The organism is Rhizobacter fulvus, assembly GCF_964020785.1.
The window spans coordinates 3,235,339-3,249,620 of record NZ_OZ224516.1 but is presented as its reverse complement, the minus strand read 5'-3'; the positions used below and the strand labels follow the sequence as shown (position 1 = coordinate 3,249,620).

Sequence of the window (14,282 nt, the reverse complement as noted above, 5' to 3'; positions counted from 1 at the left end):
TATGGGCTGGGCCCAGCAATGCCGAGGTCGTTCATGTCTGTCTCCGTCAGGCCGTCTCGGCCGATTCGTCGTGGTTGATGCCACCCGCCGGGACGGCGGTGGCGGGTGGTTCGGAGGAAGGACCGCGGCTCTGTTTGAGCTCTCGTTCTCGTTCTGCGGCACAGGGGTGGCAACGACCCCGCTGCTGCATGGAGGTCTTGAACTCGGGCAGGCAAGGGGCGCAGTAGTCGACATCGAGCCGAGCGACGAGCTTGACCTCTCGTTGGCCCCGATACTTTCCCAGGTCGCGCCTTCGAGCGATCGGAAGTCCGGCACAGTAGCTCAGCACCAGCCAGTCGATCCAGTTCTTGTCTCCATCCCAGCAGGCAGGGGTCGGAGGCGGGTTCGCGATGACTACCTGAACCGCTCGATGCGGGCGCACCAGCCCCTGACGCGCCTCGAGGATGCGCGATTCCATGTCAGGGTTTTGGTTCGCCTGCATGGCCGTCTGTCAGGCCTGGGCGGGGCGCCGATACGTGGCGCTGCGCGGGTCATCCTGAAGCATCTTCTGGAACCACTTCGGGTCGCGAGCCGCATCGGCCGCCTTTTGGGCGTCAGCGGCCTCGCGTTCGTGCTTGTCCGCGCTCAGCAGCAGCGCCGTCTTCTCAAGTTCTCCGGACAGAGTGCCGCTAACCTCAGCCCCCGCCAGGATCGCGGCGCGGTGAAACATAGGCGGGATGTCGCCGAACTCGGCGGGGACCACGGTGGTGTGGCCGGCCGTGTTGGCAAGGTGGATGAGGTTCTCCGGGTCCGGTGATCGGAATTGCATGGCAGTTTTTCCTTTGGTTGGGGGACGGGATGCAGTGACGGGAGCCGCTGCGGACTGACTCGGCTTGGCGGTAACCAGGGTGGCCGCCGCTTGTCTGGTGATGGCTGGCGCGTCGGCGCTTTCCGTGGCAACCACGCAGGCAACCTGCGGAGATTGCGCGCGCTCCCAGGCGTCTCGCTTCGCGCGCTTGAGAATCGCGACGTGGCTGACGCCGTGGGCGGCGGCAATCTCACGGACCGACCGGGCGGTGGTGCGATATGCGGTCTCGACGCTGTGCCAGTCGATGGCGGCTGGCGCGGTAACTTGGCCGGGGTCGACGACTGAGCTCATGCTGCAGCCCCCTGTTCGCGCAACCAGGCCCTGACCTCGGAAGATTTCCAGCGCGAACAGCGACGAGAGATTTTTCGCGGAGCGGGGAAGGTTTTGGCACGCACGCGAACGTAGATCGCGGTGGCCCCCAGGCCCGTCAGGGCACTCACGGTGTGACGCGAGAGTAGCGCGTCGGGGTCGGCGGCAGCGGGAGCCTGCAGCGCCACAACCTCAGCGCTTCGACGCTGCTTGCGTGCTCGTTGCTGCGCACACTGATCGGTGTCCGGAACGTGTTCATCAACGGTGCAGAAAGTTCTCATAGGCACCCATCATGGGGGGCCAAGTTCTGTGTTTTTGTGGGCGAACGAACCCGGCTCAGTGGCTGGTCGGATAGACCAACCAGCTACGCGCAAACCTCAGCATTTATTAGCATTCCTGAGCAATCGACGAGTCGCACGCCCGCCGATTACCGCGCCGGTTCCACCGCCGATTGCCCTCAAAGGTTCATCTATGTCTACGGTTTCGCGGAGTCGACTGGGACGGTTACCGTGCCCTGTATGCCTCTGGTTTGGTGCAAACCAGCTCGCAAACCTGCGCGCCACTAACCTCCGGCCAAGCTGGTTCCCGCCGCAACCTTGAGCGAAACCTTGAGCCGGTGCACTTGCGATCACTCCCGTACTTCCGCGTTGCGCCGCGGGCACCCGTTCAGGGGGGAGTCTGTTGTTGTGTGGCCCCCCAAACGGGGCACTGCCAAGCCTCGGGCGCGGTGCGAACATTTCCGCATCAGTACAGGGGAACCATCATGATGACGACTGTGGCTGCCAATGACGTGTTCGTGAAACGTGCGAGCGACTCGCTCAGGTGCGGCGAGCTTGGGGGCGAGATTCCGAAGGGGCATCATGGCCCGCTGTTGCTATCGGGAACAGGCCGCATCGTGTGGTGGACAGGACGAGTTGCGATTGGCCTTCGCTACGAACCGCCGCGATACGTAGAGTGCCATGCTGAATCGGCACTTTGGCTGCAGGGCGTGCTGCTGAGGTCCGCCTAGGGACGAGCGGGGCATTTGAGGCGCCTGGCACGCTCACGCGCCGTTTGTCGGCTGCTCAGATGTCAACATGGGTCAACAGACTTTCGGCCTTCGGTAACCGCGTCGCCAACGCCAGGGAGGCCGGAAAGCGATTAGCCAATTAGCCGCTTTAGCAGGCTAGTTGGGTTTCGAGATGCGAGCGGGAGACCCCTTCTCGGGTGCTGACGAGTGCTGACTTTTTGCTGATCTGCTGCTGAGGTCCGCCTTCGCAGGCGCCGGCACATAGCGCAACGGCAAATCGTCGGCGTCGACGCTATCGCCGCTCAATCGGCGAATGACCTGGAGGCGCTCAGGCGGCCAGGTGACCTCCGGTGTTCGGTGCCCGTCGACCAACATCGCGAACGCTTTTTCCCACTGCGCATTATTCATGCGGCCTAGCGTAGGGACCTGCCAGTAAGTATGCGGTGGGTGGCGCTCCGAACCTCCAGTGCTACGAACAGGTGGACTTGTCGATCAGCAAGTTACCGACGTGTTGACCGTAAGCCGTGCCGAAGGTCAAGTAGTACGACATGCCTTGCTCGAATCCATAGCGGTTCATCCCCACAGCGCACGTCTTGGCGATCTTGTCGCGGAAGACTTCATTTCGAACTAGCGTCAACTCGGACTCGCTAAGGCGCCGCTCGATGCGCGCAACGTAGTGAACGGCAAGTTGCTTGCCCCGAGCCGCCGCGCTGATCGAAAGAGTGTCCTCGTCGCCCTTCGCGGAGGGACTCGCATTAATCGTGTTCGCCGCACTAACCACGATGTCCTCGACAACGACGGATGGGTCCACGCCAAGCCATGCCCGAAAGCGTCCCCAAGCCGAAGGGTAAGGAAACTGGTTTGAGAGGGAAACGCGTTCGGCAGCCACTGGCGCGTCGGCCGGCGAATACGCTCCGATTTGCTGGGGAAACTTCTTCGCGCACTCGTACCGGGCGATCCTGACGCCCGTGTCGGTTGGCAGCTTGACCGCCTCCGCGATGCAGCTCTGTAGGTCTCCCGGCGCACAACCAAGCAGCGTGGCAAGCGTGGCGCATGACAGCGTGGCGCAAATCACCGGCCTTGACTTCATGATGCTTGTCCCTTCCGCCTTAAGACCGGGCCAGTGGCCGCGCGAAGACCAGAGTTTGAATTCGGGGCGCGAGGTGCGGTATCCCGCAGTCGTGAGCCCGCCGGGAGAGGAGGCCGCCGGGCTACTTGAGGCGCGTTAATGGGGGCGCCTCTTTGCACACCGTAGCTAGGGTGATTCAGCCCCTAGCTAGGCGACGGAGAAAGAGAATCCGTCTCGCGGGTCCATACCGGTCGGCAGAGTCGCGTCTGCGCCAGCCATGAAAAAAGCCGCCCAAAGGCGGCCGTATTCGGAGGCGGGGAGCTACTTGTCCAGAGCCTGATAAAACTCCTTTATGGAGAGCCCCACTTGGCGAGCCATGTACATCACAAGTGTGTCGGCAAACGGCTGTATGTGCGGATCAATAGTGAGTTTACGAAATGGCGGCGGAGTCGACCTTACCCACTGCTCGTGACCGCCCTCGGTGTTCCGATGCTCGAAGCCGAGGTTCTTGGCGATTCGCCGGACCTCTTTCGCAGTCAGCGGTCGCTTCCACCGACTCACGCAAAGGCGGGACGCATAGGTAATGCCTCTGCATAGGCATACCCACGTTTAGCTGACTCTCTCCGAGCTCTAAACTGGCAGAGCCTGTATTGGATTCGATGCCAAAGCGGCGCCTTGCGGGTCAGAAGCTCAGCAGCATGAGGCAGGTCGACAGCAAACGCTTCCTGCACATAGCTGTTGATTTGGCCATGCAATCGTTGGGTCGCATCCTCAAAGGAGTCGCCTTGTGCCGCGAGTGTGAAGTCGATGCAAACCGCAACATACACGTCGCCTTCGCGTCGCGCCATACAGCGAACGATCAGGTCTTCGGGGTGCATGCAATCTCCTTGGGTCAAACGCTCGTAGCCAACGCTGCGAACGGCTGCACTGAGCCTTCAATGCAGACAAACGCAGCCTAGACCGCGTTTCGGACCGGAGTGTCGCACATGCTGCGCTGCACCATGTGTCAGAGAAACCCTTGTCCGACACCCTATATGTGGGGTCTAGCACGCGACGCAACACTACATCTCAAGTCGCAGCGCCGGACCTACCGATCCGGCGCCAAGAGCGTTGGTATCCGAAATGGTATCCGGACAGGGGATTGTCGCTGCAAAGTCAGTGAGTACTATGTCTGCGAATCGGTGTTTTAGTGGTGCCGGCTGTCGGGATCGAACTGACGACCTTCCGCTTACAAGGCGGGTGCTCTACCAACTGAGCTAAGCCGGCGCGCTTCCGGTCAAGCCGGAAGGCGAGGGAAAAGTATACGAGGCGCGGTCCTACTTGATCCGCTTGAGCGAGGGGCGGGACCCGCCGCCGGGCGGATCGGGCGGCGGCTCGTCGACCGACGACCCACCCTTTCCCTTGGCTGGCGCGGGTGCGTCGGTGAGCGCCAGGCGCGGTGCCGCGCGCGGCGGCGTCACGCTCGCCGGCGTTTCGCCGGAGACGGTCGACGGCGTGGCCGTTGCCTCCGTCGGCATCGGGAACGCCATGCCCTGCCCGTTCTCGCGCGCATAGATCGCGATCACGTGGTCGATCGGCACGACGATCTCGCGCGAGCTGCCGCCGAAACGCGCCTTGAACTCGATCGTCTCGTTGCCGAGCTTGAGCGCGCTGGTCGCCTCGAACCCGACGTTGAGGACGATCTCGTTGTTCTTCACGTACTCGCTGGGCACCTGCACGCTGGCGTCGACGAACACCGCCACGTACGGCGTGAAGCCGTTGTCGGTGCACCAGTCGTGCAACGCACGGATCAGGTAGGGGCGGGTCGACGATCCCGCCGTGGCCGGGGCGATCGGGGGGCTGCTCATGGGATCACGCCCTTACTTGCGCATCACCTTCTCGGACGGCGTCAGCGCCTCGATGTAGGCCGGGCGCGAGAAGATGCGTTCGGCGTACTTCAGCAGCGGCACGGCGTTCTTCGACATGTCGATGCCGTAGTAGTCGAGGCGCCACAGCAGCGGTGCGATCGCGACGTCGAGCATCGAGAAGTCGTCGCCGAGCATGTACTTGTTCTTCAGGAAGATCGGCGCGAGCTGGGTGAGCCGGTCGCGGATCTGCGAGCGCGCCTTCTCGAGCTGCTTGTCGGTGCCCTTCATGCCGCGCGATTCGAGCATGTTCACGTGCGCGAACAGCTCCTTCTCGAAGTTGAACAGGAACAGCCGCACGCGGGCGCGCGCCACCGGGTCGCCCGGCATCAGCTGCGGGTGCGGAAAGCGCTCGTCGATGTACTCGTTGATGATGTGCGACTCATACAGGATCAGGTCGCGCTCGACCAGGATCGGCACTTCGTTGTATGGGTTCATCAACGCGATGTCTTCGGGCTTGGCGAACAGGTCGACGTCGCGGATCTCGAAGTCCATGCCCTTTTCGAACAGCACGAAGCGGCAGCGGTGCGAGTAGGGGTCGGTCGTTCCGGAGTAGAGCACCATCATGGCGGCGGATCCTTGGGTCGGGCCGCACCGGGTTCACCGAGGCGGCATGTCAAAAACGGGAACGCAGTGGTCAGCCGGTTCGGCGTGCCACTGCGCGCGGTGCCTGCTGCCCGGTCAGGCGGCAGGCCGGGACGACGTCACTTCACGTCTTTCCAGTACGAGGCATTGAGGCGCCAGGTGAACACGGTCAGCACGCTCAGGAACAGCAGCACCCACACGCCGATACGCACGCGGTGCTCCTGGGCCGGTTCGCCCATCCATTGCAGGTACGCCACGAGGTCGCCGACCGCCTGATCGTAGGCATGCTCGTCGAGCTTGCCGGGCGAGGTCTTCTCGAAGCCCTCGAAGCGGTGAATCGTCTTGCTCGGGTCGTGGTGGTCCTTTTCTTCCACGAACTTCGCGACCTGCTGACCTTGCAATTCCCAGAGCACGTGCGGCATCGCCACATCGGGGAAGGCCATGTTGTTCCACCCGGTCGCCTTGGTGTCGTCGCGGTAGAACGTGCGCAGGTAGGTGTAGAGGTAGTCCGCGCCGCTGCCCTTGCTGATGTCGGCGCGCGAGCGGGCGATCAGCGTCAGGTCGGGCGGCGCGGCGGCGAGCCATTCCTTGGCCTGCTTCGGATCGAGCGAGACCTTCATCGTGTCGCCCACCTTGTCCGCCGCGAACAGCAGGTTCTTCTTGATCTCGTCGTCGGTCAGGCCGATGTCGTGCATGCGGTTGTAGCGCATGTAGCTCGCCGAGTGGCAGTTCAGGCAGTAGTTGACGAAGAGCTGGGCGCCGTGCTGAAGCGCGGCCATGTCCGACATCTTCTCGGTCGGGAACTTGTCCCACGCGTAGCCGCCTTCGCTGGCGGCGGCGCCGGTGATGAAACCGAACGAGACGAGCAGGGAGAGAAAGAACTTTTTCATTGTGTGAGTGCTCCGGCGCGTCGGCTCAGTGGGCGGCGTAGGTCACGCGATCGGGCACCGGACGGAAGGTGCCGATGCGGCTCCACCACGGCATCAGCAGGAAGAATCCGAAGTACACGAGCGTGCCGAGTTGCGAGACGTAGTTGCCGACGTCCGACGGAGCCTGCGAACCGAGGTAACCCAGGATCAGGAAGAAGAACACGAACACGCCGTAGAGGACCTTGTGCCAGCTCGGGCGGTAGCGGATCGACTTCACCAGGCTGCGGTCCAGCCAGGGCAGGAAGAACAGGATGATGACCGCGCCACCCATCACGACCACGCCCCAGAACTTGGCGTCGAAGTAGTTCAGCAGCGCCACCGCGACCAGCGCGCCGATCGCGACGATCAGCTTGCCCATTGCGCTGAAGCCGCCGCGCACGATCGCGAGCACGGCCGCGATCAGCAGAATGGCGGACAGAATGTGGACCATCAGATCGGTGGTCGCGCGCAGCATCGAGTAGAACGGCGTGAAGTACCAGACCGGGGCGATGTGCGCCGGGGTCTTCAGCGGGTTGGCCTCGATGAAGTTGTTGAACTCCAGGAAGTAGCCGCCGCCGGTCGGCGCGAAGAACAGCACCGCGCTGAAGACCATCAGGAACAGGCTGACGGCGAAGATGTCGTGCACCGTGTAATACGGGTGGAACGGGATGCCGTCCAGCGGCACGCCGGCCGCGTTCTTCTTCGCCTTGATCTCCACGCCGTCCGGGTTGTTCGAGCCGACCTCGTGCAGCGCAATGATGTGCGCGGCCACCAGGCCCAGCAGCACCAGCGGCACCGCGATCACGTGGAAGCTGAAGAAGCGGTTGAGCGTCGCGTCGCCGACGACGAAATCGCCGCGGATCAGCAGCGCCAGGTCCGGGCCGATGAAGGGCACGGCCGCGAACAGGTTGATGATGACCTGCGCGCCCCAGTAGCTCATCTGGCCCCACGGCAGCAGGTAGCCCATGAAGGCCTCGGCCATCAGGCACAGGAAGATGCCGCAGCCGAAGATCCAGACCAGCTCGCGCGGCTTGCGGTAGGAGCCGTACATCAGCCCGCGGAACATGTGCAGGTAGACGACGATGAAGAACGCGCTCGCGCCCGTCGAGTGCATGTAGCGGATGATCCAGCCGCCCGGCACGTCGCGCATGATGTACTCGACCGACTCGAAGGCCTTGGCCGCATCGGGCTTGTAGTTCATCACCAGGAAGATGCCGGTGACGATCTGGATCACCAGCACCAGCATCGCGAGCGAGCCGAAGATGTACCAGAAGTTGAAGTTCTTCGGCGCGTAGTACTCGCCGACGTGCTCGTTGTAGAGCTTGGACAACGGGAACCGGTTGTCGACCCAGTTCAGCAGCTTCTGCCCCGCCGTCGCGTTCGCGGGGGCTTCGTGGTATTCGGCCATGTGGTGATGTACTCCTGGGGTGCCGTCTTGGTGCCTGGGGTCAGCGTCGCTCGCGCGCGTCCGCTCAGGCCTTCTTGTCTTCGCCGATGATCAGCCGGGTGTCCGACAGGTACATGTACGGCGGCACTTCGAGATTGTCGGGAGCAGGCTTGTCCTTGAAGACGCGGCCGGCCATGTCGAAGGTCGAACCGTGGCACGGGCAGAGGAAGCCGCCCTCCCAGTCGTTCGGCAGCGAGGGCTGCGGGCCCGGCACGAACTTGTCGCTCGGCGAGCAGCCGAGGTGGCTGCAGATGCCGACGACGACCAGGTATTCCTTCTTGATCGAGCGCCACTCGTTGCGCGCGTACTCCGGCGTCTCGGCGAAGTTGGTGCGCTTGGAGTTCGGATCGGCGAGCGCCTTGTCGAGCTTGGGCAGCTCGGCCAGCTGCGCCTCGGTGCGGCGGACGATCCACACCGGCTTGCCGCGCCATTCGACGGTCATCTTCTCGCCCGGCTTCAGGCCGCTGATATCGGCTTCGACAGCGGCGCCGGCAGCGCGTGCGCGCTCCGACGGCTGGAAGCTCGCGACGAACGGAACGGCGGCAAAGCCGGTACCGACAGCCCCGGCGCAGCTGGAAGCGATGATCCAGGTGCGTTTGCTGCTGTCGATTTGCTGGTCACTCATAGGGATCCTCAACGAGACTTCTGAAGGCTTCAGGCAGGGTCAACCCGCGATTCTAGCGGACGTGTCAAGGCGCTTGACTTCATCACGACCTTCGGAATACTACGCGGCGACTGACCGCAACCATTGCGCGTCAGCCTTCTGCCTGCAGTGACCCCCAGGAGTGCTCAACATGTCGTTCGCAACGGAGTTCAAGCAATTCGCGCTCAAGGGCAATGTCGTGGACCTTGCCGTCGGCGTGATCATCGGCGCGGCGTTCGGAAAGATCGTCGACTCGGTCGTCAAGGACCTGATCATGCCGATCGTCGGTCGCCTGTTCGGCGGGCTCGACTTCTCCAACTTCTTCGTGATGCTGGCCAACCCGCCCGCGGGCTACAACGGGCCGATGACCTACGAGGCGCTGACCAAGGCCGGCGTGCCCTTGTTCGCGTACGGCAACTTCATTACCGTGGCGATCAACTTCATCATCCTGGCGTTCATCATCTTTTTGATGATCCGGCAGATCAACCGGCTGAAGCTTGCCGAAGCGATCACGCCTGCAGCTGCAGCTGCGCCGGCCACGCCGGAGGACGTGGTGTTGCTTCGGGAGATCCGCGACGCCCTGCGGAAGTAGGGTCCCCGCCCGCCGAGGCGCGGCGTTTTCGGGCCATACTTGATGGCCGCGCAGCTGGCCATCCCGCAATTCGCCTGCGCGGCAGCGCCACGCCATGCCCTTCTGCACGAGATGAGCTTCATCGAACCTCGCTTGCGAGCCGCCCTGGACATTGCCTGCGGGCAACTCCGGGCCACGCTGACCGCGGTAGCGACCGAGCTGTCGGAAAGCCTGGGCACCGCGCCGCACGCCGGCCAGCCCACCGGTGATCTGGCGCTGCAGAATGCCGCCCGGTTCGACCTGCGGCGCAACAAGCTGGCGCTGCACGCGGCCTTCGATCAGTCGCTCAACGAACGCATCGCTCAGGAACTCAAGCCGAAAGAGGAATCCAAGCGCACCTTTGCGTCGACCAACTGGCAGTCCCTCACGCTCGTGGACGAGAGCGAGGTCGAAGGCCAGATGATCGCGACGCGCCTCGGCCAGCAGATCTGGCACGCGTGCGAAGCCGAGCTCCGCGATCTGGCCGCATACATGGCCTCGTTGCTGCAGAACGAGGCGGCCGACCAGGAGCGCAACCCGTTTCGCGCCGACGTCGTCGGCGCTGCGCTCTACAAGGCGATCGAGGCCACCTCCGACCAGCCCGAGACCCGCAAGTTGCTGGCGCGCGAGTTCGGCAACGCGATGGCCAAGGCGATGCCGGCGTGCTACGCGCAGATCGTCCAGGGGCTGCAGAGCCGCGGCATCCAGCCGATGGCGCTGGCAGTCCGACAGGTCGAAGGGCCGGGCAACCAATTGCCGGGCGTGACCTCCGGCTACGCGACGCTGAGCAGCACGCGCGGCCAGTTCGACGCGGGCGCTTCGAGCGTGCAGGGGACGTCGACCTCGGGCTACGGCGCGCGTTCCAGCCAGGGCGGTCCGACCACCGGACTGGGGAGCGGACATTCCGGCAGTGGCGCCTCGTCCCGCTCGGATGTGGCCTCGCAATCCGGTGCGGTGGTGGCGGACGCGCAGTTGATGGCCTTGCTGCGCCACCTGACCGCCGCCGCGAGCCGCCCGGGCGAGCTCGACAGCATCCTCGCCGCCTCGCGCTTCGGCGCACCGGACGCCGCCAGCGCATCGACCTATGCCCCCGCCGGCCCTCGTCCCGGCGGCGTCGGCACGGTCCCGGTCGCGTCCGACGGCATGACCGGGCTGATGGCGGTCAACCTGATCCGCGCGCACCGCGAGGAGCTGCTGCAGGCCTCCACCGGCAAGCTCGATCACATGGTGATCGACGTGGTCGGCAGCCTGTTCGACCAGATCCTCTCCGACTCCCGGGTGCCGCCGCAGATGGCGCGCCAGATCGCACGGCTGCAGCTCCCGGTGCTGCGCGTCGCGCTGAACGACGCCACGTTCTTCTCGTCGCGCCGCCACCCGGTGCGGCGCTTCGTCAACCGGATCGCATCGCTGGCGTGCGCATTCGAGGATTTCGAGGACGGCCCGGGCAAGCACTTCCTCGACCGCGTCCGCGAACTGGTGCAGGAGATCGTCGAAGGCGACTTCGACCAGATCGAGCTCTACGGCGCCAAGCTCGGCGCGCTCGAGGATTTCATCGCCGACCAGACCGACGAGCAGGTGCGCCAGGGCGGCACCGTCGCGACGCTCGGCAACAAGGAGGCCGAACTGCGCCTGCAGCAGCGCTACATGCTGCAGTTGCGCGCCTCGCTGCTGCCGCTGGCATTGCCGGACTACCTGCAGGATTTCCTGCCGCAGGTCTGGAGCCAGGCGCTGGTGCTCGCCTCGAACCGCGACGGCGCCGACTCCGACCGGTCGCTGCGCTACCGACGCGCCGCGCGCGACCTGGTGATGAGCGTGCAGCCCAAGGGTTCGCCGCCGCAGCGGCAGAAGTTCCTGATGCAGCTGCCGCAGCTCATGAAGGACCTGAAGGAAGGCATGGCGCTGATCGGCTGGCCCGAGGCCGCACAGCGCGATTTCTTCTCGCGCCTGCTGCCGGCGCACGCGGCGTCGCTCAAGTCACCGCCGCTGAGCGAGCTCGACCACAACATGCTGGTCAAGCAACTCGAAAACATCTTCAACATCCCGGTGCCGGTTTCGAACACGCTGTCCCCGTCGGACCCGGTGCCCGAGGTCGACGCGGAGGTGCTGGCCAAGCGTTTCTCGCCGGAGGAGGCGCAGCGCGTCGGCCTGATCACCGAGAGCGCGGTCGACTGGTCCGGCACCGTCGACATCGACCTCGGCCAGGATGCCGGCCCGGATTCCGGCAACTCGATCAGCGGGGAATCCGCGCCCGCCGATTTGCCGGGCATCGACATCGACATCGCGTTGTCCAGCGCCGACCCGCCGGAGCCGACCCGCGGCCCCCAGCTGATGGACCATGTGCGGCTCGGTTTCGCCTACCAGATGCATCTCAAGGACGAGTGGCAGAAGGTGCGGCTCGCGCATGTCAGCGCGGCGCGCAGCTTCTTCGTGTTCACGCGCGGCCGCAAGCACCAGGAGACGATCTCGATGACCGCGCGCATGCTGGCGCGGATGTGCGAGACCAACCGCTTCCGCGCGGTCGAGAGCGCGTACCTGATGGAACGCGCCACCCACCGGGCGCGCCGCCAGCTGGCCGCGATGGCCGCGCCGGCGGCAGGCGCCCCGGCCTCGCGCGTCTGACCGGCTCCGTCAGGCGGCGAGGCGCCGAGCCATCCGCAGCGCAGCGGCCAGGCTGCGCGGATCGGCCCGGCCGGTACCGGCAATGTCGAACGCGGTGCCATGGTCGGGGCTGGTGCGCACGAACGGCAACCCGAGCGTGACGTTCACGCCTTCTTCGACGCCGAGGTACTTGACCGGGATCAGCCCGTGGTCGTGGGTCATCGCGACGACGATGTCGAACTCGCCCGGGTGACCCGGCGCGTTGCGCGCGCGCATGAACACGGTGTCCGGCGCGTAAGGCCCGCTGGCCGCGATGCCCTCGGCGCGCGCCGCCTCGATGGCCGGGCCGATGAGGCGCAGTTCCTCGTCGCCGAACAGCCCGCCCTCCCCGGCATGCGGATTCAGGCCCGCCACCGCGATGCGCGGCGCCGGCTGCCCCCAGCGCGCGGCGCTGCGGTGGGCAATGCGGATCGTCTGCAGCACCGCGTCGAACGTGACCGCCTCGATCGCACGGCGCAGCGACAGGTGGATCGTCACCAGCACCGTGCGCAGTTCGTCGTTCGCCAGCATCATGCGCACCGGCGGCGGCGTGACACCCGGCGCCGACAGTGCCTGCAGCATCTCGGTGTGACCCGGATAGCCGATGCCCGCGGCGGCCAGCGCCTCCTTGTGGATCGGCGCGGTCACGATGCCGGCGATCTCGCCGGCCAGCGCCAGCTCGACGGCACGCGCGATGCACGCGCCGGCGGCGGCACCCGCACGCGCATCGATGTGGCCGAGCGGGGCGGCCAGCAAGTCGGTCGGCAAGCCGGCGACGGGCAACACCGGCAGGCACCCGGGAGGCTGCGCCAGCGCATCGGCCGGCGTCTCGACGCGCGCGACCGCGAGCCGACCGCCGGTCAGCGCCGCGGCACGGCGCATCACTTCCACGTCGCCGAGCACGAGGCAGCCGGCCGCGTCCGCGGTGCGGAACAGCTTCGCGATGATCTCCGGCCCGATCCCGCAGGCGTCGCCCATCGTGATCGCCATCGGCCGCGCGGGCACGACATTCGATTCAGTGGTCATGGGCGCCATTGTCGCGAATCGCCGATCGGGCTCGTCGATAATCGGTGCTCCGCTCGGACGCACGGCGTCGCCCCCACTTCACTCTCGAGGCCCCCGCATACCGATGCGCAAAACCTGGCTCGTCTTTTCGCAGGCCGTGACCGTCGCGGTTGCGGTGTTGTTCGTCGTCGCAACACTCAAACCCGAGTGGCTGCACCGTGGGATCGGCTCGGCCACGCCGAGCATCGTCTCGATCACGACCAGCCCGGCGACCGCCTTGCCCACTGCCCAGGGCGTCGCACCCGTGGTGACGAGCTACAGCGCCGCCGCCAAGCGCGCCTCGCCCGCGGTCGTCAGCATCACCGCCAGCAAGGCGCCGCCACGCGGCGCCCGCAGCGACGACCCGGTGTTCCAGTTCTTCTTCGGCGATCGCGCGCGGCCCGGGCGCGGCGAGCCGCAGATCGGCCTGGGCTCGGGCGTGATCGTCTCTGCCGAGGGCTACTTGCTGACCAACAACCACGTGGTCGATGGCGCCGACGACATCGAGGTCATGCTGACGGACGGCCGCCAGGCCCGCGCCAAGCTGGTCGGCACCGATCCGGAGACCGACGTCGCGGTGCTGAAGATCGAGCTCGAGCGGCTGCCATCGATCACCTTCGGCGACGCGGACAAGCTGCAGGTCGGCGATGTGGTGCTCGCGATCGGCAACCCGTTCGACGTCGGGCAGACGGTCACCTCCGGCATCGTCAGCGCGCTGGGTCGCAACAAGCTCGGCATCAACACCTTCGAGAACTTCATCCAGACCGACGCCGCGATCAACCCGGGCAATTCGGGCGGCGCGCTGGTCGACGCGGCGGGCAACCTGCTCGGCATCAACACCGCCATCTATTCGCGCACCGGGGGCAGCCTGGGCATCGGCTTCGCCATTCCCGTGACCACGGCGCGGCAGGTGATGGAGGCCCTGATCAAGGACGGCCAGGTCACGCGCGGCTTCATCGGCGTGGAACAGCGCGATCTGACGCCCGAGATCGCGCAAACCCTGAACCTGCCGATCCAGCAGGGCGTGCTGATCACCGGCGTCGTGCAGAGCGGCCCGGCGAGCGCGGGCGGGTTGCGGCCGGGCGATGTGGTCGTCAGCGTCGCGGGCACGCCGGTCGCGAACAGCTACCAGCTGCTCAATGCGGTGGCGGCACTGAAGCCGAAGGCCGTCGCAACCATCGGCGTCCAGCGCGGCGGGCAGGCCCTGACCGTCGACGTCACGATCGGGCAGCGACCCCAGCAGCGCACCGCGCTGCGCCGCGAAGAGTAG

14 protein-coding genes and 1 tRNA gene are annotated in these 14,282 nt (G+C 65.7%); 3 read left to right on the top strand and 12 right to left on the bottom strand.

Annotated features, from left to right (window positions below):
- Positions 1-46 precede the first annotated feature (46 nt).
- The 11 genes from ACWH49_RS15565 to petA all read right to left on the bottom strand — a co-directional run bounded on the left by ACWH49_RS15565 (position 47) and on the right by petA (position 8,703).
- Positions 47-457 (bottom strand): hypothetical protein, encoded by a 411-nt coding sequence (locus ACWH49_RS15565; RefSeq protein ID WP_448172269.1) that lies wholly within the window; start codon positions 455-457, stop codon positions 47-49.
- 33 nt (positions 458-490) lie between these two features.
- On the bottom strand, positions 491-1,138 hold the full coding sequence (locus ACWH49_RS15560) for a hypothetical protein (protein WP_448172268.1): 648 nt from the start codon (positions 1,136-1,138) through the stop codon (positions 491-493).
- On the bottom strand, positions 1,135-1,437 hold the full coding sequence (locus ACWH49_RS15555; protein WP_448172267.1) for a helix-turn-helix transcriptional regulator: 303 nt from the start codon (positions 1,435-1,437) through the stop codon (positions 1,135-1,137). Before ACWH49_RS15555 ends, ACWH49_RS15560 begins: the two co-directional genes overlap by 4 nt.
- A 1,197-nt stretch (positions 1,438-2,634) precedes the next feature.
- Positions 2,635-3,255 (bottom strand): hypothetical protein, encoded by a 621-nt coding sequence (locus ACWH49_RS15550; RefSeq protein ID WP_448172266.1) that lies wholly within the window; start codon positions 3,253-3,255, stop codon positions 2,635-2,637.
- Positions 3,256-3,791: 536 nt separating this feature from the next.
- A complete protein-coding gene (locus ACWH49_RS15545; protein ID WP_448172265.1) occupies positions 3,792-4,112 on the bottom strand; it encodes a hypothetical protein in 321 nt (106 codons plus the stop codon).
- A gap of 312 nt (positions 4,113-4,424) precedes the next feature.
- Positions 4,425-4,500, bottom strand: a tRNA-Thr gene (locus ACWH49_RS15540).
- A gap of 50 nt (positions 4,501-4,550) precedes the next feature.
- The gene (locus ACWH49_RS15535) at positions 4,551-5,081 is read right to left on the bottom strand and encodes a ClpXP protease specificity-enhancing factor (protein ID WP_448172264.1); all 531 of its coding nucleotides are present in this window, start codon (positions 5,079-5,081) and stop codon (positions 4,551-4,553) included.
- A 12-nt stretch (positions 5,082-5,093) separates the two neighbouring features.
- A complete protein-coding gene (locus tag ACWH49_RS15530; protein WP_448172263.1) occupies positions 5,094-5,705 on the bottom strand; it encodes a glutathione S-transferase N-terminal domain-containing protein in 612 nt (203 codons plus the stop codon).
- 137 nt (positions 5,706-5,842) lie between these two features.
- The gene (locus ACWH49_RS15525) at positions 5,843-6,613 is read right to left on the bottom strand and encodes a cytochrome c1 (RefSeq protein ID WP_448172262.1); all 771 of its coding nucleotides are present in this window, start codon (positions 6,611-6,613) and stop codon (positions 5,843-5,845) included.
- A gap of 25 nt (positions 6,614-6,638) precedes the next feature.
- On the bottom strand, positions 6,639-8,039 hold the full coding sequence (locus ACWH49_RS15520; RefSeq protein ID WP_448172261.1) for a cytochrome b: 1,401 nt from the start codon (positions 8,037-8,039) through the stop codon (positions 6,639-6,641).
- A gap of 64 nt (positions 8,040-8,103) precedes the next feature.
- A complete protein-coding gene (gene petA / locus ACWH49_RS15515; RefSeq protein WP_448172260.1) occupies positions 8,104-8,703 on the bottom strand; it encodes a ubiquinol-cytochrome c reductase iron-sulfur subunit in 600 nt (199 codons plus the stop codon).
- Positions 8,704-8,872: 169 nt separating this feature from the next.
- Between petA and mscL the strand changes: the two genes are divergently transcribed.
- The gene (gene mscL / locus ACWH49_RS15510) at positions 8,873-9,313 is read left to right on the top strand and encodes a large conductance mechanosensitive channel protein MscL (protein WP_448172259.1); all 441 of its coding nucleotides are present in this window, start codon (positions 8,873-8,875) and stop codon (positions 9,311-9,313) included.
- Positions 9,314-9,355: 42 nt separating this feature from the next.
- A complete protein-coding gene (locus tag ACWH49_RS15505) occupies positions 9,356-11,950 on the top strand; it encodes a DUF1631 family protein (protein ID WP_448172258.1) in 2,595 nt (864 codons plus the stop codon).
- Between the two features lie 9 nt (positions 11,951-11,959).
- Here ACWH49_RS15505 and pdxA read toward each other — a convergent pair whose 3' ends face one another.
- Complete coding sequence (gene pdxA, locus ACWH49_RS15500) at positions 11,960-12,994, bottom strand: 4-hydroxythreonine-4-phosphate dehydrogenase PdxA (protein WP_448172257.1); 1,035 nt, start codon at positions 12,992-12,994, stop codon at positions 11,960-11,962.
- Positions 12,995-13,097: 103 nt separating this feature from the next.
- On the opposite strand from pdxA, the gene ACWH49_RS15495 reads away from it, so the two are divergent.
- Positions 13,098-14,282, top strand: a complete 1,185-nt coding sequence (locus ACWH49_RS15495) for a trypsin-like peptidase domain-containing protein (protein WP_448172256.1) — start codon at positions 13,098-13,100, stop codon at positions 14,280-14,282.